This is a genomic window from Rhizobium sp. NFR07, assembly GCF_900111905.1.
Classification (GTDB): Bacteria; Pseudomonadota; Alphaproteobacteria; order Rhizobiales; family Rhizobiaceae; genus Neorhizobium.
Map to the genome: position 1 here is coordinate 158,648 of NZ_FOKM01000007.1, position 21,907 is coordinate 180,554.

The following is a 21,907-nucleotide window of genomic DNA, read 5'->3' on the forward strand; positions in this document are numbered from 1 at the left end:
CCGATAAAGAAATTCAGCCCTTCTTTCTCCTTTACTTCCAATGATTTGCAGAACAGTTAATTCGGCGACTGCCTCGCCCGAAATTAGAGAAGTATTGTTTAAGCGACATACTTACGGTCAACGAGACTTGACGATTTAAGCTTAATACATTGCGAAAGCCGCCGGCGCGCCTGATCTGCCTGCAAAAGCGAAGGGCCGCGGCCGTTTTGACGACCGCGGCCCTTTCTCCATTCGCTCCCGAATGCCGGCTCCCCGTTCACGCCCCTCCGCGCGGATCGCCGTCATCTTCTGCAATAACCGGCGGCCCCTGATGGAACACGACGTCCTGCCGCGGGAACGGTATCTCGATATGCTGCTCGCGGAAGCGCTTGAGGATCTCGATACGGACACCATTGCGAACACGGATGCCGCTCGACATGTCCGCAAGATGGAAGCGCAGCTCGAAATCCATGGAAGATACCCCGAAGGCCAGGAAATCGACATGGGGCTCCGGGTTCCTCAGAACCTCCGGAATCTCCGAGACAACGTCCAGCAATATCGCGATGACCTTCTCGGGATCGCTGTCATAGCTGACCGACACCTTGATCTCGGCGCGCTGTATCCGGTTCTTCAGCGTCCAGTTGCCGACGGGCGCGTTGATGAGGTCGGAATTCGGCACGATGATCGCCTGCTGACGGAATGTCTCGATTTCCGTCGCACGCACCGAGATCCGCTTGACGATCCCCTCGGTGGTTCCGGTCACCACATGGTCGCCGACCTTGAACGGCCGTTCGACGAGCAGAATGAGCCCCGAGACGAAGTTCGAAACGATGTTCTGCAGACCGAAACCGATACCGACCGACAGTGCCGAGGCGACCAGCGCGAAGCTGGAGAGGTTGATGCCGGCAGCCGAGACGCCGACGAGGACGGCAAGCCCGATCCCGAGATAGCCGATACCGGTCCTGACCGAGTTGCGCACGCCGAGATCGACATGGCTGCGCGCCATCACGTTGCCGTCCACCCATTTCTGGATCCAGCGTGTGATGACGTAGCCAAGAGCGAAAAGCAGGATGCCGCCGAAGATCCCGATGATCGAGATCGAAATTGAGCCGATCCGGAATTCGGTAAAGAACCCGATGATCCAGGACTCGATATCGGCAAACTGGAAGCCCCAGGTGAGCAGGATCAGCGGGATGCCGAGCACGAGAGCGACCGCATAGATCCCGAGGCCAACCAGCAGGCCGGCCTGATCGAGGCCGACTTCGCCGAACTTGTAACGGTCGATGAGCCGCCGGCCGAGCAGCGTGTCATTGAACGCGCCGCGTTTCGAAATCGCCTTGCCGGACAGGATGCCGATATAGATCAACACTGCGACTGCGCCGGTAAGCACGATCTGCGTCGAAGCGAACCGTGCAAGGCCGATGTAACCTGTTACAACGCAGAAAATCAGGATGCCGCCCATGACGCGCAGCAGGATCGAGAACGAGCGCGGCCATGGCCGTCCCCGCAACCCCGCATCCTCTCCTCGCCCCAGAACAGGCTTGATGAAGGAGATCGCGATCAGGATGAGGCCGATGATCAGCGACGCGAACAGGCTCTTTACGATCGTCAGGACCAGCGGCGAATTGAGCGCCTCGCTGACGGCTCCAAGCAGATAATCAAGACCGTTGACGACCGCCATGGCGATGACCGCCAGGCTGAGAAGTCGAGCCCCGCCGTCCGTGATCCTGACCAGCCGCCATGCCGGTTCATCGGGCGCAAGCGCGGCGTAGGTCAACTTCCAGACGAACTGCACGAACCAGACGAAGCCGAAGAAGGTGGCGATGATCGGCGCCACGTCAGGCCTCAGGATATTGAACCCCTCAAGGAACAGGTAGGACGTCATCAGGAATGCCGCGAGCGACATGCTCTGGATGATCGTCGACCAGAACGTATAGGACAGCCGCTTGATATAGGCTGGATTGTCTTCCGCATGGCGTCGCAGGAAACGGCCGAAAAGCCGGTAGCCGCCGATCAGGAAGAGCAGCGCAGCTCCAAAGGAGAGCGCGATCGCGGCGAGGAAAGCAAGCGTCTTGAAGCGCCAGGCAAAGCTGAGCCAGCTGCCCATGGTGGAGCCGAAATTGCTGACCTCGGTGGAAAATGCCTGGCCGGCCTCGACGAAGAGTTCGGGCGTCAGTTCCGTATGCCGGAAAAGAGTCTGGGCGAAGAGTGTTCGGCGAATATTGGTGATGGTGTTGGCGAGCTGGGTCGCAGCGTTCTGCAGGCTACCGGCGTCATCGACGATGATGTTCAGCTCCGAACGCTCGTTCGAGAGCTTCGTCCGCTCCTGCACCACCGCCGGCGCTTCCGGCGGCTGACCGGCGGCCGGTGCCTCACCAAGGCTGGTGAGGCGCGCCTGGATCTGCTCGACACGAACCTTCATCGCATCAGACGCTGCACGCATCTCACCGACGATCTCTTCGGCCCTGACGCGAATATCGGCGAGCCTCGCGTCGTCGTCAGGCGCCTGCTGCACATCCTGCCGGAAGGAATCAAGCTGCTGGCGCAGCCCCTGCAGCTTGTCCCGCATCTCGACATTGATGGAATCGCCCGTCACATCCACCTGAGCGGCCGTCTGGGCCGGCACCTGGGTCGTTGGCTGCTGCGCCGCCACGGGGGGCGACATCGGCAGAACGCCGATCAGCGCCATCAAAAGCATGAACACCGGTGCGGAGACCTTCGACGTGCGGGGAAATGAATGTGAGATCAAGGTTCTCTCTGCTCTTGCTGACCGAATCGACTGCGAAAATAGAAGCAGTTCAAGGCGAAGAAAAGGAATGTTAGCCCTCCCTGCAAAGCAATGGAACTTGGGAACATTGTGGCGCGTTAGCCCCCGCAATCCAAATAGAGGGTAAGGACCATGGAACAGGCAGGTATCGGCTGGATCGCGGCCATCATCATCGGCGGCATTGCCGGTTGGCTCGCGGAAAAGTTCATGAAGAGCGACATGGGCATCTTCATGAACATCATTCTCGGCATCGTCGGCGCAATCGTCGCCAATGCGATCCTGGGGGTCTTTGGCGTCGTTCTGGGCGGTTGGATCGGCTACCTGATCGCGGGCTTCATCGGCGCCTGCATATTGATTGCGGTCGCACGCATGTTCAGGCGTTGACGACCGGCGGATCAACACGACAGGAAGAATTTATTGCGGGAGCCTGAGCTCCCGCTCTTCGTATCCGAGGATATCTGCAAGCGCTTCGACAACCAGATTGTGGTCGTCGCGCTGGGGAAGACCGGATACGGTCACCGCGCCAATGCAGCCGGTCCCCTTGACGGTAATCGGAAAGCTCCCGCCGTGCACGGCATAGTCGGCGTCCGGCAGAGCGAACTTGGACTCGATCGTCGCATCCTGCAGAGCCAGCCTGCGTCCGACGGCATAGCTCGACTGCAGGAAGTGCAGTACGACATTCCGCTTCCTGCGCACCCAGCGCGGATTATCCGGCGTGGAACCAGGCATGGCCGCGTAGAATAAGGGCATGGAATGCAGGCTTATATCGATCACGACAGGCAGGCTGCGGGAAGCCGCAAGCGCCTGCAGCGCAGTACCGAGCCGCCAGGCGGTCGATGCATCGAACTGATCGAAAACAAGCACCTCCTCCTGTTTCGCGATCAGTTCTATATCCTGTTCAAGTGACATGCCCTGCCTCCCCGCAGTGTGCTCCAATCATTCAGCCCCGGTCTTTCAGCAGCGCGGGTCGCGCCACGGACACGAAAGCGGACAATTCCTCGATCGCAAAGCCGATCCGCTCGCGCAACGACGGTGATGCGATCTCAGTACCAGCAAAATCCCTGCTTGAGGCATAGATTGCCGTCGGGATCGTGTGCGCCATGAAGAAGCCGAACAGGGGCCGCAGCTGGTGTTCGACCATCAGAGCATGGCGTTCACCACCACCCGTTCCGGTGATCAGGATGGGCTTGCCGCGCAGCTGTTCGGGCTCGATAAGATCGATGAAATGCTTGAACATGCCGGGATAGCTGCCCTTGTAGGTGGGCGAACCGATCACGAGGATGTCGGCGTCGACGACCGCAGACAGCACGGCCGCACCGTCGCTATCGAGATCTGCCTGGGACTTGGCGTTGCCCAGCGACTGGCCGAGGTCTTCCAAGTCATAGACAGCTTTCGTGAGGCCGTATCTGGCGCTGGCGAGTTCCGCCACATGGTCGACAAGGGCAAACGTCTTGGATGGACGATTATAGCTGCCCGAGAATCCGACCAGATTGAATTGCGCCATACTCATCCTCCGTTCCTGCCCACCGACATGGATCGGCACTTGCACCGGGGTAACATTTTGGAACGCGGGGGAAAAGCTACCCCGTGGCTCGATTTTTTCGCACTGCCTGTGTCAGCAGTGAGGTGTACGGGCTCAGCGGCAGGTGGGATCCGCCCCGTTCACGCTCGGCACCTCGGCGGTCGGATTGGCATTGGCATCCGTACCGGGCAATTCGCAGCGCTCCTCGGGCATCGATTCGCTGTCGCCGGTGCTTCCGGTCGTAGCGGATCCGTCGACGCCCGGCAGGTTGGTACCGGTGGACTGCGGGTCCGGCGCGATGGACGGGACAGTCTCGGTGCTTCCTTGCGGTGGCGTATCGCCACCGGTCTGGGCGAAAGCGGGCAAGGCAAGCGATGCAAAGGCTGCGAATGCGATGGCGATTCTGATCATGTCATCCTCCAGCGAAACAGATGGGGAAGAACACCGCTGGCCAATCTTCGTTCCGCCCGCAACTTGGGCTCGAAGACTTGGGCCCGCAGACTTGGCATGACAGTGCACTTGCCATGTCGCCATATGGGGCATAACTCCCTGCATAGGCCGACGAAGTCGCCATTGCAGCGCTTCCCCGGCTTTCATGTCCCGCCTTCACCAGCAATCCCTCAACCCGCCGGAGCCCTCGGCCACATGATGGAAATTTTCACAGCAGCCGGCCTTGCCGCGCTTCTCCAGGTCATTGCGATCGACCTCGTGCTCTCCGGCGACAACGCCATCGTCATCGGCCTTGCAACTGCCGGCCTGCCGGACGAGCAGCGTAAGAAGGCGATCATATTCGGCATCGCGGTGGCCACCGTCCTGCGCATCTGTTTTGCCGCTGTCACGACCTATCTGCTTGGCATCGTTGGCCTTCAGCTCGTCGGCGGACTGCTGCTCTCCTGGGTATGCTGGAAAATGTGGTCCGAGCTTCGCCAGGGCGGCGAGGATAACCCTCACGAGCTATCGGCAGGTGCCGCTCCCCGCAAGCCCCGTCAGAAGACCTTCTTTCAGGCCGCAACCCAGATCGTACTTGCCGATGTCTCGATGTCCCTGGACAACGTGCTCGCCGTTGCAGGCGCCGCGCAGGACCATTTGACCGTACTGATCTTCGGCCTGATCGCCTCGATCATATTGATGGGTGTCGCCGCGAACTTCGTCGCCAAGCTCCTCCACCGCTTCCGCTGGATTTCCTATGTGGGCCTTGCGGTGATCGTTTATGTGGCGGCGACCATGATCTACGAGGGTGCGACCGAGGTCTGGCCCCTGATCGCATCCTCCTGACTTTCCGCAATGTCGGCGCGCCGATCGCGACTATCGCGCCAGCGCCCGCACCGCCTCCAGCACTTCCTCGGCATGTCCGGCGACCTTCACCTTCTGCCAGACGCGGGCAATCTTGCCGTCTGCATCAATCAGGAACGTTGTCCGTTCGATCCCCATATAGGTCTTGCCGTACATGCTCTTTTCTTTCCAGACGCCGTAGCGCTGGCAAACCTCGGTGCTCTCGTCCGAGCCGAGCGCGATGGTCAGTTCGCGCCTCTTGGTGAAATTGTCATGCTTCTTGACGCTGTCGGCCGATATGCCGACGACAGTCGCCCCCTCTCGTTCGAAGTCCGGCAGAAGCTGTGAAAAGGAAATCGCCTCCGTCGTGCAGGCCGGCGTATCGTCCTTCGGGTAAAAATAAAGAACGAGCGGCTTCCCCTGATAAGTCGTGGAGGAAATCACCTGTCCGTTGTTTCCGGGCAATTCGAATTGGGGCGCTTTTGCGCCGATTGCGAGATCGGTCATCGGTGTCCTTTCTTTTGCCAGCATCTTGAGAGATTGTCGCTGCAATGGGTATATACTGACATTCGATGCGTCCAGATCAGCGGTGGATGCCAAAGACGAGTTCCTCACTGAATGGCCGAAATACGCGGAGAGAAGATCAACTTCAGCCGGAAGGATATCGTTCCGCTGCATGACCTTCCGTCTGCGCAGATCGAAGATCCGATCATCGTCCACTGCCCGCCGCATCGCACCAAGACATGGCGATTCGGCAAGACCGTGGTGCTGTTCGCCATGCTGGTTCTGGTGGCGATCGGCAGCGCCGTCTTCGCCATCGAAGGCGGCATTGTCGACGGTACGCTGACAACCCGCGCCCAGGCGGCGCTGAACAACGCGATCGGCCCGCGCTACGTCTCCACGGTCGGCTCGACCGCAATCCGATTCGATTCCGATTTCCGTATCGCGATAGAGGCCCGCGACGTCGACATCGTCGAGCAGGCAACCGGCGAGCATCTTAGCCGTGCCGGGGCGCTGCGCATGGCGATCGATCCGCTGGCGCTGCTCGGCGGCCGGATCTCGATCAACAATATCGAGGCGCAATCCATCCGTCTGGAAACCGCCCAGCTTCCCTCAGGAGACCCGATCGCGCTCGCGAAAGTCCGCGTCGATGCCGTGCCGCAATTGCTTGAACAGGCTTTCCAGAGGCTGGACGAAGCCCGCGGCCTGATCGAGCGCACCGGCACCGCCTCCATCCGCCTCGCCGGCATCGAGATCGTCCTGCCTGCGCCGCCTGGACGCGTTCCGACCGTGCTCGAGGTTACCGACCTTCGGCTGGCCCGTAACGAGACCGGCGAGATCGGCGTCAACGGCATCATAACGGTCAACGGTCGCAAGGCGAGCCTGACGGCCGCATCGAAAACCGTCGACGGCGTCACGGCCGCCCTGTCAGCGCGCCTGTCCGGCCTTGAAGTGACGCCCTTCCTTTTGCAGCGGACGGAAGACGGATTGCCGCGCGAAGGATTGGAGAGCTCGCTCGACTTCGATCTGCAGGCGTCCCGCGCCCGGGGCGATGCCCAGCAGCCGGCAATGCAGGCGACCCTGCGCAATGCGCCGGGGCACTTCTATTTCGACGGCATCGAGCAGGATTTCAGTGGCGCGACCATCAACGCCGCCTATGACTTCGGAAAGAACTCGATCGAGATCATGAAGTCGGAGGCGCGTTTCGGCCCGACCATCCTTCCCTTCACCGGGGCGATGATCGACCTCAACCGACTGAACAGCGCGGACGCCAGACTGGGCGTAGGCCTTGATATCCTGATCAGCGGCGCCACTGCGGTCGGCGGTTCGGAAGGCGAACAGCCCGCCTATTTCGACATGAAGGCGACCGGCCGATACCTGACGGGCGACCGCCAGCTTGAATTCGACGACATGGGACTTTCAAGCCAGCTCGGCCACATGGCAGCCTCGCTGAAGGTCAAGTTCGGCGACAAATCTCCCGAAATCAGTTTCGGCGGCAAGCTGCCGCAATTCCAGGTGACGGGCGTCAAGCAGCTCTGGCCCTTCTGGATGGCGCGCAAGCCGCGGGACTGGGTGATGCAGAACCTGTTCGGCGGCAACATTTCCGACGGAACGATCGCAGTCTTCATTCCGGCCGGCCGGATGAAGGGGCCGGGCATCCCGATGGAGCTGAACGGCAACGAGCTGCAGATCAGCTTCGACCTTGCGGATTCCCGTCTCAATCTCCCCGGTGACTTCCCGCCCCTGCGCGATATCAACGGTCGCTTCACCCTCAAGGGCGAGAGCCTGGCGGTCGATTTCAGGAAAGCGGCATCCTATGCCCCGTCCGGCAGGGTCGTGACGGTCAACGGCGGTCGTTTCGCAATCCCCAATACCTATCAAAAGCCGCTGATGGCGGACATGAAGTTGCAACTTGCCGGCAACGCGGACGCTGTGACGGAACTCGCCAACTTCGCACCCGTGCGCGCCCTCAGAGGCACCGATTTCAAGCCTGAGGATTTCTCCGGCACCGCCAAGGCCGACATCCAGGCGCGGATCGGCCTGATCAATGACCAGAACCCGCCGAAGCCGAACTGGAACGCCCATATCGGCCTGGAGAATGTCAACCTCGCCCCGCAGATGGAAGGCCACAAGATCGCCGGCATGACCGGCACGCTCGACGTGGATACACAGGCGGCCCGACTTTCCGCGCGCGGCACGATCGACGAAGTTCCCGCCGAAATCTCGCTCACCGAACCTGTTGACGCGAACTCGCCCATCAAGCGGGAGCGCATCATCAAGGCAAATCTCGACAACCAGCAGCGTGAGAAGCTCGTCCCCGGCTTGTCCGACATCATCAACGGTACGATCACGGCGGAGCTTACCCGCGTCGACGAGAAGCGTCAGTCGGTAACGCTTGATCTCACCCGCGCGGTCCTCACCGCACCCATGGTCGGCTGGACCAAGGGCAGCGGGATCGGTGCCAAGGCGCAGTTTAGCGTCGTCACCGGAGACGCCAAGCAGACCGATATCCGCGACTTCCAGCTCAGCGGCGACAGCTTCGGTGCAAGAGGCGAGTTCCAGCTCTCCGGCGGCAACCTCTCGACGGCCAGCCTCTCGCGTGTCCAGCTCTCCCCGGCCGATGACTACAGCGTCAGCATCAAGCGCAACAAGGGCGCCTATGACGTCTCGATCACCGGTGACAGCGTCGATATCCGGCCGCTTATTACCAAGATGCGAGCGGCCAGCGGCCAGGGCGGCGGCAGCGGCGGTGACGGGCAGAACGACAGCGCCACGCTGCGCGCCAAGGTCGACCGCGCAGTCGGCTTCAACGACGAGGCTCTGTCCAACGTCAACGTCGCCTTCTCCATCCGTAACGACACCATCTCGCGGGCCGACATCACCGCGGTCACGGGAAGCGGTCAGGCGCTGGTGAGCGAAATGACCCGCGGCGACACCATCTCGGTCACCAGCGGCGATGCCGGTGCGATCGTGCGCTTTGCCGATCTTTACGACAATCTGCGCGGCGGCCTGTTGAACCTCAAGCTGAAAGCCCGCGGCGACGACTGGGACGGGGCGGTGGATATCCGCAGCTTCTCCATCAACAATGAAGAGCGCCTGCAGTCACTCGTATCGACGCCCGTCGGGCAAAACGGCCAGAGCCTCAATTCGGCGGTCAAGCGCGACATCGACGTCAGCTCCGCGCGCTTCCAGCGGGCCTATGCCTCACTCATCTATCGCAACGGCGCACTCGGCGTGGCCAATGGTGTCGTCCGAGGGGAGCAGATCGGCGCGACCTTCCAGGGCACCGTCCGCGACGCCAGCGGTAATATGGATTTGACCGGAACCTTCATGCCGGCCTATGGCCTGAACCGCCTGTTCGGCGAATTGCCCCTGATCGGCGCCATCCTTGGTAATGGCCGGGATCGCGGCCTGCTCGGCATCACGTTCAAGATGCAGGGTCCGTTCGACAAGCCGAAGCTCTCGGTCAATCCGCTGTCGATCATCGCACCCGGCGTCTTCCGGCAGATCTTCGAGTTCCAGTAAGAATTCCCGCAAACGAAAAAGGCCGCCCGTAGGCGGCCTCTGATATGTGAATTGCGTGCCGGTCGATCAGACAGGGCGCACGAGGATGTGCTTCTTCTTGCCGAGCGACAGTTTCACGACGCCGTCGGCCGTCACCTCACCCGTACCGATCGTCTTGCGCTCGTCGCTGATCGCAATGTCGTTTATGCGGATCGCGCCACCCTGTACATGGCGGCGGGCTTCGCCGTTCGAAGCTGCGAGGCCTGCCTTGACGACCAGCGCAAGCAGGCCGATGCCGGCTTCCAGCTCACCCGAAGCGATTTCGATGGACGGCAGGTTGTCGGCCAACGCGCCTTCCTCGAAGGTCTTGCGGGCGGTCTCGGCTGCCTGTTCGGCATTTTCCCGGCCGTGCAGCATTGCGGTGACCTCGGTGGCGAGGATCTTCTTGACCTCGTTGAGTTCCGCACCGCCAAGGGCCGAAAGCCGTGCAATCTCGTCCATCGGCAGCGTCGTGTAGAGCTTGAGGAAGCGAGACACGTCGGCATCCTCGGTATTGCGCCAGTACTGCCAGAAATCATAGGCCGACAGCATGTCCGGGTTGAGCCAGACAGCACCGTTCATCGACTTGCCCATCTTGGCGCCCGACGACGTGGTCAGCAGCGGCGAGGTCAGCGCATAGAGCTGCGGCGTCCCCATGCGGTGACCGAGGTCGATGCCGTTGACGATATTGCCCCACTGGTCAGAACCGCCCATCTGCAGCCGCACGTCATAGCGCTTGTTGAGCTCAACGAAGTCGTAGGCCTGGAGGATCATGTAATTGAATTCCAGGAAGGACAGAGACTGCTCGCGGTCGAGGCGCGTCTTGACGCTGTCGAAGGACAGCATCCGGTTGACCGAGAAGTGACGGCCGACATCGCGCAGGAATTCGAGATAATTCAGGCCGCGCAGCCAGTCGGCATTGTTGATCATCAGCGCGTCTTGCGAACCCTCGCCGTAGCTCAGGTAGCTGGCGAAGACACGCTTGATCGAGGCGATATTGCTCTCGATCGTATCCACCGTCATCAGTTGGCGCGCATCATCCTTGAACGAAGGGTCACCGACCATGCCAGTACCGCCCCCCATCAGCGAGATGGGACGATGACCGGTCTTCTGCATCCAGTGCAGCATCATGATCTGGATCAGTCCACCGGCATGCAGGCTGGGCGCCGTCGGATCGAACCCGATATAGGCCGTCACGGTTTCCTTGGCGAACAGTTCGTCGAGACCTGCCTCGTCGGAGATCTGGTGAATGAAGCCGCGCTCGTCGAGCGTATGAAGGAAATCGGACTTGAACCTGGACATCTCTTTACTCTGTGGATGTGTTTGACTGCGAGAGCGCAACTAGCACCGTTTCAGCTGATAATCACTCCAAAAGTGATGATATTTCGCCGACACGGAACTCCACGCGGCAAAGGGCGGCCGCCTAAATAAGCGTTCGTTAACCTTAAGGATGTGTAATCGCCGCGGACAAGCATCGGAATTGACTCGTCTTTCAGGAGCAAAACGTGGCGCAGGGTGCCGGAAACAAGGTCTTTGGCAAACGTACCCAGCAGCATGTCCTGATTCTGGCGAGTGGCGACAAGATCAGGCATCTGACGCTGCGCCCGTGGATGGTCGCCCTCGCCTTCTGCTTTGCGGGCGTGACGACGATCGGCTATCTCGGCGCCACCTCCTACCTCGTCATTCGTGATGACCTGATCGGTGCGACGATCGCTCGCCAGGCCCGCATGCAGCATGACTACGAGGATCGGATCGCCGCGCTGCGGGCGCAGCTCGACCGCATCACTTCCCGTCAGCTCCTTGATCAGCAGGTCGTCGAGAAGAAGGTGGAGAAACTGCTGGAGCAGCAGGACGCGATCTTCTCCCGCCACGGCAAGCTCGGGACGCTCCTCGACCGCGCCGAACAATCCGGACTGGACGCGCCAACGACCAACACACCGGCCTTCGCACCCACTGGCGAAGGACAACAGGCAGCTCTCAGCGGCGGCTCAGCCGCCATTGCCGGCATTCTCTCCGGCGCATCTGCCGCCGCGCCCCTGAATGCCGCGTCCATCATCGGCAATGCGAGCCTTCGCGAAGGCGCGGCGGACCGCGCCGACAGGATCTTTTCCAAGGTCACGCTCTCGCTAAAGGCGCTTGAAAGCCGGCAATTGGCAAAGATTGCCAACCTGACCACCGGCGCATCGGATACCGCCAACGCGATCACGGCGATCCTCAAGCGCAGCGGCGTGCAGGTTGAGAAAGTGGCGGATGCGGGATGGGAAACCCAGGCGGATCAGGGCGTCGGCGGCCCCTATCTGGCCCCGGAGCTCACCGAAAATCGTTTCGACACATCGCTTGGCGAGCTGGATGCGGCCTTGACGCGCCTTGAGAGCGTGCGCGAGACAGCTCGCGATCTTCCTTTTTCGAACCCCGCGCCCGGGAAAGGCATTACCAGCCGCTTCGGAAACCGTATGGATCCGTTTCTCGGCCGGCTCGCGCTACATGCGGGCATCGATTTCCAAGCCCGCACCGGTGACGACGTGAAGAGCACAGGTGCCGGAACGGTCGTGTCCGCCGGTCCCTCCGGCGGCTATGGCAACATGGTCGAAATAGATCATGGCCACGGCATCTCGACCCGCTACGGTCACATGTCGAGGATCCTTGTCAGCGTCGGCGACAAGGTGGAAACCGGCGACGTCGTCGGTCGCGCCGGCTCGACGGGAAGGTCCACGGGCCCGCACGTCCACTATGAAGTCCGGCGCAACGGCATGGCGGTAGACCCGATGCATTTCTTGAACGCCGGAATGAAACTCACCACATATCTCGAATGAAAGACGGGCATTTTGCGCGGCCAATCGCCGCCTGATTGCTTTCATTCACCAAAAAGACCTTGTGCAGGCCCGGTTTCCTTGACTTTCGGGCTTTTTGGTCATATGTCGCGCCCTGTTGTCGCCCCAATTCCGCGTGCCGACGAGTTGTGTTCTCCTTGAATGGAACGGAAACGTATTTCCTTTGACCACTTTTGCTGATCTTGGCCTGAGCCAGAAAGTTCTCTCTGCCGTCACGGACGCCGGCTATACAACGCCGACTCCCATCCAGGCCGGAGCTATTCCGCATGCCCTGCAGCGCCGCGATATCTGCGGCATCGCACAGACTGGCACCGGCAAGACGGCATCCTTCGTGCTGCCTATGCTGACGCTTCTGGAAAAGGGTCGTGCCCGAGCGCGCATGCCGCGCACGCTGATTCTTGAGCCGACGAGAGAACTCGCAGCCCAGGTCGCGGAAAACTTCGACAAGTACGGCAAGAATCACAAGCTGAATGTCGCGCTTCTGATCGGAGGCGTGTCCTTCGACGAGCAGGATCGCAAGCTGGAACGCGGCGCCGATGTCCTGATCTGCACCCCGGGCCGCCTGCTTGACCATTGCGAGCGCGGCAAGTTGCTTATGACTGGCGTCGAAATTCTGGTCATCGACGAAGCCGACCGTATGCTCGACATGGGCTTCATTCCCGATATCGAACGCATCGCCAAGATGATCCCGTTCACCCGCCAGACGCTGTTCTTCTCGGCCACCATGCCGCCGGAGATCCAGAAGCTGGCCGACCGGTTCCTGCAGAACCCGGAGCGCGTCGAGGTTGCCAAGCCCTCTTCCACGGCCAAGACCGTCACCCAGCGCCTCGTCGCAGCGCACAACAAGGACTATGAAAAGCGCGCTGTTTTGCGCGATCTCATCAAGGCCCAGGACGACCTGAAGAACGGCATCATCTTTTGCAATCGCAAGAAGGACGTGGCCGACCTCTTCCGTTCCCTCGAACGTCACGGCTTCTCGGTCGGCGCACTGCATGGCGACATGGACCAGCGCTCCCGCACGACGATGCTGGCCAATTTCAAGGATAACAACATCACGCTTCTGGTGGCATCCGATGTCGCGGCCCGTGGTCTTGATATCCCCGATGTCAGCCATGTCTTCAATTTCGACGTGCCGATTCATGCGGAGGACTATGTCCACCGTATCGGCCGTACCGGCCGCGCCGGACGATCGGGCAAGGCGTTTACCCTGGTAACGCGCGCCGACACCAAATATCTCGATGCGATCGAAAAGCTCATCGGCGAAAAGATCGAATGGCTGAACGGCGACATTTCCGCCCTTCCCGCCCCGATGGAAAGCCATGATCAGGACCGCGGCCGCAAGGGCCGTGATCGCGATCGCGGGCGGGACCGCAGCCGTGGCAGCCGTCACGAGCAGGCCGCCGCTCCCCAGGAAAAGAACACAGTAGTCACGGAAGAAGCAGGCGTGGAAGCAGCTGTAGAGAATACCAAGTCGGATCGTCGTTCTGACAAGAGAAACCAGCCTGCCGGCAACGGCAACCGCGATCGCAATCGCCGTTCTAACCCGAACCCGGCGAATGACGACAACCGCGACCGCCGCCGCCATCGCGACCACGACGATGGCCCGACCCCTGTCGGCTTCGGCGACGACATTCCCGCCTTCATGCTGATCGTTGCCAACGCCGTAAAAGCGTGACGCAAGCTACCCTACCCGGACAGGACTATCCCGGAATAGGGGTCGGCCTGATCATCCGTCGCGAAGACGGAAGGGTCCTCATGTGCCGGCGTCTCAAAGCTCCCGAGGCAGGCCATTGGAGCATTGTTGGCGGCAAGATCGATCTTATGGAACGTGCTGCCGATGCTGCCCGGCGGGAGGCAGAGGAGGAGACCGGCCTGAAAATCGGCCAGGTCAACTTTGTCGGCGTGGTGGAGGCGATCCTTGGGCAGGAAGATCAGCACTGGGTTTCGCTTATCTACCTCACCGAGAACTTCGGCGGGGAGCCGCGGCTAACAGAGCCGGACAAACATTCCGATCTTCAGTGGATCGACACCGATCACCTACCCCAGCCATTGTCAGTGTTCGCAAGACAAGCACTGGAACAATTGAACGGCAAATGAAAAAGCCGTCCTGGATGCCCAGGACGGCCTAGCCTTGATAAAAATCGCTTGCGAGTATCGTCGGATGCTGTCGTCGGCCCAACCGCAGCTGGACCACATCCCCCATTACTCGTGAAGGATACTCGCGCTGCAGCATTTTGCGCAATACGCGAAATCTTGCACTTGCAGCATTTAAATTGAGTGTCTCGATCAGCTTTGCTGACGCGGTGCCCGCCGCGCTGCCTCGAATGCGAGAACCGCCCACTTGCGCATCTCGTCCGGGTCGTCCAACGCCTCGTCGGGTATAGACCAGTAGGGCATCAGCACCGGTTTGCCCTTCTTGCCCTCGTAGGCCCATTGTCTGGCGCCGGCCTCCTCGAATGCCGGAGCGCTCGTAGTATCCGCTTTGAGCATGATCTCGTCCCTGAGGTCGATCGCAATGATCAGTCCCTGGTGATAGATGCCCTTGCCGCCGAACATGCGCTTGATGGTAACCGGCCCAAGCCCCTCGAACATCTCTTCTATTGCCGCGTTATCCATCCCCTGCCCCGATCATTCCTTCAGAACCCCGCCGGCCGCGATCACAGCCTCCGGCGTATCGACGTCTATATGCGCCGAAGGACCTATGTCGACATCGACCACCGGAATGCCGGAGCTTTCGATGATCGCCCTCGCACCGATATCGCCTTCGAGGCGCAGCACGGCCGCGTAGGTAGAACGCGGCAATATGATAGGGTTTCCGCGCTTGCCCTCAAACACCGAGCGCACTATCGACTGGCCACCTTCGTCGCGGAATGCCCGAACAAGCGCCGCAATCTGCTCGGCCGAGATCGCAGGCATGTCGGCAAGCATTACCAATATGCCGTCGTGAGTTACCACATCCCTATCGGAAAAGCCGCAGACCAGCGAGCTCGCCATGCCGCTTTCGTAATCCGAATTGAACTGTATGCGCAGCAGATCGAGGCCGGAAAGCGCCTGCTCAATCTCCGCCCGCCGATATCCTGTGACCGCAACCACCGAGGCCAGATCCGACTGCAGCAGCACTTGCGCCGAGCGCCGGACGAGCGGAATGCCGTCGAACTCAGCCAGAAGCTTGTGCGGCCCGCCGGCCCCCATGCGTCGCGCCTGGCCGGCAGCAAGAAGCACGGCGCCGACGGTGATCGGCCGATCCGCGCCCCCGTCCGTGTCGCGCGGCCGCGGCCTCGTCGGTATCTCCATCAGCAGGCCGCCGACGCCCATGCCGGTGATGTCGGCATCCGTCACCGTTTCGCCAGCCATGATGCGGCTCAGGATCCAGTCGAATCCGTTCTCCTTTGGTGAACGGGCACAACCGGGGGCGCCGATCACGGGCACATCGCCGATATGACCGATCACCAGGAGATTGCCGGGATCGACCGGCATCCCAACACGTTCCACGACCCCGCCGGCGGCGCGGATCGCTGCGGGAATAACATCCTCCGGATCGGCTACCGCGGAGGCCCCGAAAATAACAATCATAGCCGGCTCATTAAAATGAGATGCTGCAAGCTGCTGTAATTGTTCGGCGACCGCCTGCCGCGTATGAGGCACACGCACCTCGTTCACCAGCCGGCTACCGAAAATGGCCAGGCGTTGACGGAGAAGCTTGGCGGTCCGGTCCATGACCGAAGGCTTGAGCGATGGCAATTCGGTCGCGATCAAGGTCACCTGCCGGGGACAGTAGATCTTGACCTGAAAGGGCGTTGCTTCCCGCAGCACACTGACGGCTTCTTCCACCCGATCGCGGGCGACCGACAAAGGGATGATCTTGATCGTTGCGACCATGTCGCCGGCCCTGACCGCAACACGATCCGCAAGACAGGCCATCGTGATCGCCGGATCGACGCGGTTCAATGCATCGACGGCCGCTTTGTTGGCCACGAACAGCCCATCCACGCGGGCATAGATATTCACCCGACCGGTCGCGGCATCGGAGAAGCTTAGATGATCGAGCTCGATTGCGTTTGCGATCTGCGTCGCCGCATCGTCCTCGCCGAGATCATCCGCTTCGAGCTTGACCGCGACCACCGACCGGACGCCCTCGTCCCGCAGACGCAGGAGATCGTCCGCAACTAGGATGCGTCCCTTGGGCAGGCGCCCCTGCTGCAGGCGAATCGAATGGGCAAGCATCGCGCCTTCGGCATCCTCGATCTCGAAGTCGCCATACCTCATGGGCGTTTCCCGCGAGCCGCAAGCTCTCGCTTGCGAAAGGCCCCTATGATTTCGGCAAGCGTTCCGACGGCTATTTCGGCCGGACTGGCGGCTCCGATATCGAGCCCGATCGGCGCTGCGATGCGCGCGATCTCTTCCTCGCTTCGCCCCATTTCCATCAATCGCTCCACGCGCTTTGCATGGGTCTTGCGGCTACCGAGAGCACCGACATAGAAACAGTCGGCCTTCAGGGCCTCGGACAGAGGAAGGTCGTCGATTTTCGGATCGTGAGTAAAAGCCGCAACCGCCGTATAGGCGTCGAAAGGCTCGTTCTTCAGTAAGTCCTCCGGCCATTCCGCCACCACGCGCACGCCGGAAAACCGCTCCTCGGTCGCAAACGCCGTCCTCGGATCGACGATCATCAAGTCATAACCGGCGATCGGCGCCATTCGCGCCAGCGCCTGGCTGATATGGACCGCGCCGATGACGACGATCTTCGGCGGCGGCAGATGGGGATTGATGAAATAATTCGCCTCTTCACGCTCTACAGTCACCGCCTTGCCGCTGCGCATGACGTTGACGATCTCGTCCGATAGAGCCGAGGCGGGAATGGCTCCTTCAACGACGACATCGACGCTTTCGGTAGAGAGGTTCGTTACCACGACCGCGGCCCTGCGGGCTGCTCGCGCCGCATTCAAGGCCACCAGCGTATCGAGCCGCATCAGGCGAGCCTTTCCACGCGGACCCGAATACGCCCGCCGCAGCTGAGCCCGACGCGCCATGCGGTCTCGTCCGCCACACCGAATTCGAGCATCCTCGGTTCACCCGAGCCGATGACATCGAGCGCCTCCGTAATCACGGCGCCTTCCACGCAGCCGCCCGACACCGACCCTTCGAAATTGCCTTCGCCGTCGATCACCAGGTAGCTTCCGGCCGGGCGCGGCGCAGAACCCCATGTCTCGATTACGGTTGCGATCGCCACGTCACGTCCGGCCTCGCGCCAATGCTGCGCGATCAGCAACGGATCCGGAAGGGCGGCTGGGCTCATGACGATATCCTTACAGGAAATAGTGGAATGATTTCATACGAAATGGGGATCGGCGCGGGAAATGGCCAGAGCCTTCAGCATATTTTGATCGCCTAACCGACGGAAATCACACCGTCGTTTGATGCAGACGCCATCCCGAATGTCTCTTTAGCCTGTTACATCCGCAAAACACTTTGACGCCTCTGCCTTCATCGTTAAATGTGCAGCGAATGAAACCAGGGGCCGGCATGCCTTCACCGCGTACCAAACTCGTCGTCTTGCTTGCGTTATCTGTCGCCCTGCCCGGAATGACGCAGAGCGCCCTTGCGACAACGATCGGTGTCGTCGCGCCGAGATCCGGCCCTTATGCATTGCTTGGACAGCAGGTTTTTGACGGCGCGCGGGCCGCAGCTGAGGCCAATGGCGATACGCTTGTCGAAGTGGACGAAACCTGTGACGAGGCGGGCGGCAAGACGGCAGCCCAGGCGCTCGTCGACGGCAGGGCCGAAATCGCCATCGGCTTTCTCTGCGTCGAGACGCTGACCACCGCCATGCCCGACCTCGCGGCACAAGCCATCCCCGCGCTCAGCATCTCGGTGCGCTCGCCCATTCTCATGGAAGACGCACTTCGCAACGACTGGCCTTTTTTCCGCATGGCGCCTGCCGAAGCCGCGGAGGCGGAGCAGGTCGCGGCAGCCATTGCGGCGCGCTGGAAGGCAGATCCCATCGCGCTCGTCGACGACGGGACGATCTACGGGCGCGAACTCGTCAATGCGGTGCGGCAGAAGCTGGCTCCGATCGGCATCACGCCGGTCTTCACCGATACGTTACGCCCTGGCCAGGAACAGCAGATCGCGCTGGTGAAGAGATTGCAGAAGGCCGGTGCAACGCATGTCCTGATCGGCGCCGACCGCAACGATGTCGCGGTCATCATGCGGGATGCGGCTGCCGAGGCCATTCCCTTGGTCGCGCTCGCCGGCGATGTGATGCGCGGGCCGAACAGGCCTGTCGCACTTCGAGACGGCACGCTCGCCGTCACGCTCCCGACTTATCAGTCGCTGCCGGAAGCTGCGGAGGCAAGCGAAGCCCTCAGGCAGCGGGGTAGCGAACCTGAGGGTAACACCCTCCCCGCCTACGCAGCCGCACAGATCGCTCATCAGGCAGCCGCACAGGCGGGCAGCGGCAGACAGATCCGCGACATCCTGCTGGAAACACACTTCCAGACCGTGATCGGCGATATAGGCTTTCAATCTAACCACGAGCTGGCGGACAATCCCTATCGCCTGCTCGAATGGCGCGGCACCGACTTCACCGTTCCGTCGGCGGAAACCGAATGACGATTGCAGCCCGCGATCGGCAATGCTAGTCGGCGCATGACACAGGAGATCCAACAATGACGCTGCCGCTTCGCATCGCCCCCTCCATTCTGGCCTCGAATTTTTCAAAACTCGGTCAGGAGGTAAAGGACGTCGTCGATGCGGGCGCAGACTGGGTGCATCTCGACGTCATGGACGGCCATTTCGTGCCCAATATTTCCTTCGGCCCCGACGTCATCAAGTCGCTGCGGCCCTATACCGATGCGTTCTTCGACTGCCATCTCATGATCGCTCCGGCCGATCCCTACCTTGAAGCTTTCGCCAAGGCCGGTTGCGACGGCATCACCGTCCATGCCGAGTCGGGCGTCCATCTGCATCGGTCACTCCAGACCATCCGTTCCCTCGGCAAGAAGGTCGGCGTGACGCTGAACCCCGCGACCCCTGCGTCGGTCCTTGAAAATGTACTGGACGACGTCGACCTCATCCTGGTCATGAGCGTCAATCCAGGATTCGGCGGCCAGAGCTTCATCCCGGCCTGCCTCGACAAGATCAGTCGCATCAAGTCACTGATCGGTGACCGGCCGATCGAACTGGAAGTCGATGGCGGCATTACGCCAGCAACGATCGGCGATGCGCGCCGCGCCGGCGCCAATGTCTTCGTAGCCGGATCGGCGATCTACAAGGGCGGGGAAAAATCGGCATATGAGGCGAATATCGCCGCCCTGGTTTCGGCAGCGGGCGGGCGCGGCTGAAACCTTCAGCAGTCACCGTGAGCGGGCAGAACTTCTGCTTGCACCATGCCTGACTTAACAGCCTTATACACCTTCGATATCCTAAAAGATTGAGCTTCGCCGTTCTTCTTGATAGAGCGGCGGCAATTACCGTTTTTGTCTAGCAAGCGAGCTGCCCATGATCCCCCGCTACTCCCGACCGGAAATGGTCGCCATCTGGTCGCCGGAAACCAAGTTCCGTATCTGGTTCGAAATCGAGGCGCATGCCTGCGACGCTCTGGCCGCGATTGGCGTAATCCCGAAATCGGCAGCGGAGACGATCTGGGAAAAGGGCGGCAATGCCGTCTTCGACGTCGCCCGCATCGATGAGATCGAAGCGGTCACCAAGCATGACGTTATCGCCTTCCTGACGCATCTGGCCGAGTTCGTCGGTCCCGACAGCCGCTTCATCCACCAGGGCATGACGTCTTCGGATGTCCTGGACACCACGCTCAATGTCCAGCTCGTCCGCGCCACCGATATCCTGCTCGCAGGCGTCGACCGCGTGCTTGCCGCCTTGAAGACGCGCGCCTTCGAGCACAAGGACACCGTCCGTATCGGCCGCAGCCACGGCATCCATGCCGAGCCGACCACGATGGGCCTGACCTTCGCCCGCTTCTACGCCGAGATGGACCGTAACAAGACCCGTCTTCTGGAAGCCCGCGAGGAAATCGCCACCTGCGCCATCTCCGGCGCCGTCGGTACCTTCGCCAACATCGATCCGCGCGTCGAGGAACATGTCGCCGCCGCCCTCGGCCTGAAGGCAGAGCCGGTCTCGACCCAGGTCATCCCGCGCGACCGTCACGCGATGTATTTCGCCACGCTCGGCGTCATCGCCTCGTCGATCGAAAACGTCGCGATCGAAATCCGCCACATGCAGCGCACGGAAGTTCTGGAAGCGGAAGAATTCTTCTCGCCGGGCCAGAAGGGTTCGTCGGCCATGCCGCACAAGCGCAACCCGGTCCTCACCGAAAACCTGACCGGCCTTGCCCGCCTCGTGCGCATGTCGGTCGTTCCGGCCATGGAGAACGTTGCCCTCTGGCACGAGCGCGACATCAGCCATTCCAGCGTGGAACGCGCCATCGGCCCCGACACGACCGTGACCCTCGACTTCGCGCTCAACCGCCTCGCCGGCGTCATCGAGAAGCTGGTGATCTACCCCGAGAACATGTTGAAGAACATGAACAAGTTCAAAGGACTGGTCATGAGCCAGCGCGTCCTCCTGGCGCTCACCCAGGCGGGCGTCTCCCGTGAAGATTCCTATCGCCTCGTTCAGCGCAATGCGATGAAGGTCTGGGAACAGGGCAAGGATTTCCTGGAAGAACTGCTGGCGGACGACGAAGTACGCGCGGCACTCTCGGAAGAAGAAATCCGCGAAAAGTTCGATCTCGGCTACCACACCAAGCATGTCGACACGATCTTCACCCGCGTGTTCGGCGAAGCTTGATATCCAGAGCAGTCAGGTCCATCTAGGCCGCATGAAAGCATCAGAAGCCGATATCCTCATTATCCCGGGTTACACCAATTCCGGCCCGACACACTGGCAGACCCGTTGGGAGCAGAAGCTCGCAACGGCCCGCCGGGTGGAACAGGCGGAATGGGCAAAACCGGTGAAGGAAGACTGGGTCGACAAACTCGTGGAGGAAGTGAACGCCTGCACGAGGCCTGTCGTTCTGGTAGCGCATTCGCTTGGCGTTGCGACGGCCATTCACGCCATCCCCCGCTTTCGCCAGAATGTGGCCGGAGCATTTTTCGTCGCTCCGCCGGAGGTCGACAACCCGAAGATCCGGCCGAAGCACCTGATGACCTTCGGACCCTATCCGCGCGATCCTCTGCCCTTCCCGTCCCTGACGGTGGCCAGCCGTAATGATCCGTTCGGGTCTTACGAGCATGCGGACGATATCACCGCCGCCTGGGGTTCCATGCTGATCGATGCCGGAGAATCGGGTCACATCAACGCGGAATCCGGGCACGGTCCATGGCCGGAGGGTACGATGGTGTTCGCACAGTTCCTCAGTCGGCTGAAGGGCTGAGAATTTGTGGAGACCATCATCTCCACAACCTGTCGTGTGCACATCCATTTGCAAAGACAATTTTAAGGTAGGCTTAATTCAACCTTTCTAAGATACGCCCA

At 61.1% G+C, this 21,907-nt stretch carries 20 protein-coding genes; 10 read left to right on the top strand and 10 right to left on the bottom strand.

What is annotated here, in order from left to right; genetic code table 11:
* Positions 1–256: 256 nt before the first annotated feature.
* Positions 257–2,728 carry a mechanosensitive ion channel family protein gene (locus tag BM216_RS16465; RefSeq protein ID WP_244530202.1) on the bottom strand — a complete coding sequence of 824 codons (2,472 nt, stop codon included), beginning with the start codon at positions 2,726–2,728 and terminating at the stop codon, positions 257–259.
* Positions 2,729–2,878: 150 nt separating this feature from the next.
* Between BM216_RS16465 and BM216_RS16470 the strand changes: the two genes are divergently transcribed.
* Positions 2,879–3,130 (top strand): GlsB/YeaQ/YmgE family stress response membrane protein, encoded by a 252-nt coding sequence (locus BM216_RS16470; protein WP_093000292.1) that lies wholly within the window; start codon positions 2,879–2,881, stop codon positions 3,128–3,130.
* Between the two features lie 30 nt (positions 3,131–3,160).
* Here the strand turns inward: BM216_RS16470 and BM216_RS16475 are convergent, their stop codons facing one another.
* The 3 genes from BM216_RS16475 to BM216_RS16485 all read right to left on the bottom strand — a co-directional run bounded on the left by BM216_RS16475 (position 3,161) and on the right by BM216_RS16485 (position 4,679).
* Positions 3,161–3,655 carry a heme-degrading domain-containing protein gene (locus BM216_RS16475; RefSeq protein ID WP_093000293.1) on the bottom strand — a complete coding sequence of 165 codons (495 nt, stop codon included), beginning with the start codon at positions 3,653–3,655 and terminating at the stop codon, positions 3,161–3,163.
* Positions 3,656–3,686: 31 nt separating this feature from the next.
* Positions 3,687–4,250 (bottom strand): FMN reductase, encoded by a 564-nt coding sequence (msuE, locus tag BM216_RS16480; protein WP_093000294.1) that lies wholly within the window; start codon positions 4,248–4,250, stop codon positions 3,687–3,689.
* A gap of 132 nt (positions 4,251–4,382) precedes the next feature.
* Positions 4,383–4,679: a hypothetical protein gene (locus BM216_RS16485; RefSeq protein ID WP_093000295.1), complete on the bottom strand. Its 297-nt coding sequence runs from the start codon at positions 4,677–4,679 to the stop codon at positions 4,383–4,385.
* Positions 4,680–4,916: 237 nt separating this feature from the next.
* Here BM216_RS16485 and BM216_RS16490 point away from each other — a divergent pair, with 237 nt between their 5' ends.
* Positions 4,917–5,543 (top strand): TerC family protein, encoded by a 627-nt coding sequence (locus BM216_RS16490; RefSeq protein ID WP_093000461.1) that lies wholly within the window; start codon positions 4,917–4,919, stop codon positions 5,541–5,543.
* Positions 5,544–5,573: 30 nt separating this feature from the next.
* On the opposite strand, the gene bcp is transcribed toward BM216_RS16490, so the two are convergent.
* Positions 5,574–6,047, bottom strand: coding sequence for a thioredoxin-dependent thiol peroxidase (gene bcp / locus BM216_RS16495; protein ID WP_093000462.1), 474 nt, complete (start codon positions 6,045–6,047; stop codon positions 5,574–5,576).
* A 111-nt stretch (positions 6,048–6,158) separates the two neighbouring features.
* Between bcp and BM216_RS16500 the strand changes: the two genes are divergently transcribed.
* Positions 6,159–9,566, top strand: a complete 3,408-nt coding sequence (locus BM216_RS16500) for a YhdP family protein (RefSeq protein ID WP_093000296.1) — start codon at positions 6,159–6,161, stop codon at positions 9,564–9,566.
* Positions 9,567–9,632: 66 nt separating this feature from the next.
* Here the strand turns inward: BM216_RS16500 and tyrS are convergent, their stop codons facing one another.
* Positions 9,633–10,886: a tyrosine--tRNA ligase gene (tyrS, locus tag BM216_RS16505; RefSeq protein ID WP_093000297.1), complete on the bottom strand. Its 1,254-nt coding sequence runs from the start codon at positions 10,884–10,886 to the stop codon at positions 9,633–9,635.
* A 203-nt stretch (positions 10,887–11,089) separates the two neighbouring features.
* Between tyrS and BM216_RS16510 the strand changes: the two genes are divergently transcribed.
* From BM216_RS16510 to BM216_RS16520, 3 genes are all read left to right on the top strand, one after another.
* Entirely contained in the window at positions 11,090–12,397 is a 1,308-nt protein-coding gene (locus BM216_RS16510) for a M23 family metallopeptidase (protein WP_244530203.1), read from the top strand.
* Positions 12,398–12,578: 181 nt separating this feature from the next.
* Complete coding sequence (locus tag BM216_RS16515; protein ID WP_093000298.1) at positions 12,579–14,090, top strand: DEAD/DEAH box helicase; 1,512 nt, start codon at positions 12,579–12,581, stop codon at positions 14,088–14,090.
* The gene (locus tag BM216_RS16520; protein ID WP_280141685.1) at positions 14,087–14,512 is read left to right on the top strand and encodes an NUDIX domain-containing protein; all 426 of its coding nucleotides are present in this window, start codon (positions 14,087–14,089) and stop codon (positions 14,510–14,512) included. Before BM216_RS16515 ends, BM216_RS16520 begins: the two co-directional genes overlap by 4 nt.
* 189 nt (positions 14,513–14,701) lie before the next feature.
* Here BM216_RS16520 and BM216_RS16525 read toward each other — a convergent pair whose 3' ends face one another.
* From BM216_RS16525 to BM216_RS16540, 4 genes are read right to left on the bottom strand one after another with little or no spacing between them, the layout of a single operon-like run.
* Entirely contained in the window at positions 14,702–15,031 is a 330-nt protein-coding gene (locus BM216_RS16525) for a TfoX/Sxy family protein (protein ID WP_093000300.1), read from the bottom strand.
* 12 nt (positions 15,032–15,043) lie between these two features.
* Positions 15,044–16,681 carry an NTP transferase domain-containing protein gene (locus tag BM216_RS16530; protein ID WP_093000301.1) on the bottom strand — a complete coding sequence of 546 codons (1,638 nt, stop codon included), beginning with the start codon at positions 16,679–16,681 and terminating at the stop codon, positions 15,044–15,046.
* The gene (locus tag BM216_RS16535; RefSeq protein ID WP_093000302.1) at positions 16,678–17,382 is read right to left on the bottom strand and encodes an XdhC family protein; all 705 of its coding nucleotides are present in this window, start codon (positions 17,380–17,382) and stop codon (positions 16,678–16,680) included. Before BM216_RS16535 ends, BM216_RS16530 begins: the two co-directional genes overlap by 4 nt.
* Positions 17,382–17,708: an XdhC family protein gene (locus tag BM216_RS16540; protein ID WP_093000303.1), complete on the bottom strand. Its 327-nt coding sequence runs from the start codon at positions 17,706–17,708 to the stop codon at positions 17,382–17,384. Before BM216_RS16540 ends, BM216_RS16535 begins: the two co-directional genes overlap by 1 nt.
* A 227-nt stretch (positions 17,709–17,935) precedes the next feature.
* Between BM216_RS16540 and BM216_RS16545 the strand changes: the two genes are divergently transcribed.
* The 4 genes from BM216_RS16545 (at position 17,936) to BM216_RS16560 (ending at position 21,806) form a co-directional block, all read left to right on the top strand.
* Complete coding sequence (locus BM216_RS16545) at positions 17,936–19,024, top strand: ABC transporter substrate-binding protein (protein WP_093000304.1); 1,089 nt, start codon at positions 17,936–17,938, stop codon at positions 19,022–19,024.
* Between the two features lie 56 nt (positions 19,025–19,080).
* Complete coding sequence (rpe, locus tag BM216_RS16550) at positions 19,081–19,755, top strand: ribulose-phosphate 3-epimerase (RefSeq protein WP_093000305.1); 675 nt, start codon at positions 19,081–19,083, stop codon at positions 19,753–19,755.
* Positions 19,756–19,912: 157 nt separating this feature from the next.
* Positions 19,913–21,220 carry an adenylosuccinate lyase gene (purB, locus tag BM216_RS16555; RefSeq protein WP_093000306.1) on the top strand — a complete coding sequence of 436 codons (1,308 nt, stop codon included), beginning with the start codon at positions 19,913–19,915 and terminating at the stop codon, positions 21,218–21,220.
* A 31-nt stretch (positions 21,221–21,251) separates the two neighbouring features.
* Positions 21,252–21,806 carry an RBBP9/YdeN family alpha/beta hydrolase gene (locus BM216_RS16560; RefSeq protein WP_093000307.1) on the top strand — a complete coding sequence of 185 codons (555 nt, stop codon included), beginning with the start codon at positions 21,252–21,254 and terminating at the stop codon, positions 21,804–21,806.
* Positions 21,807–21,907 lie beyond the last annotated feature (101 nt).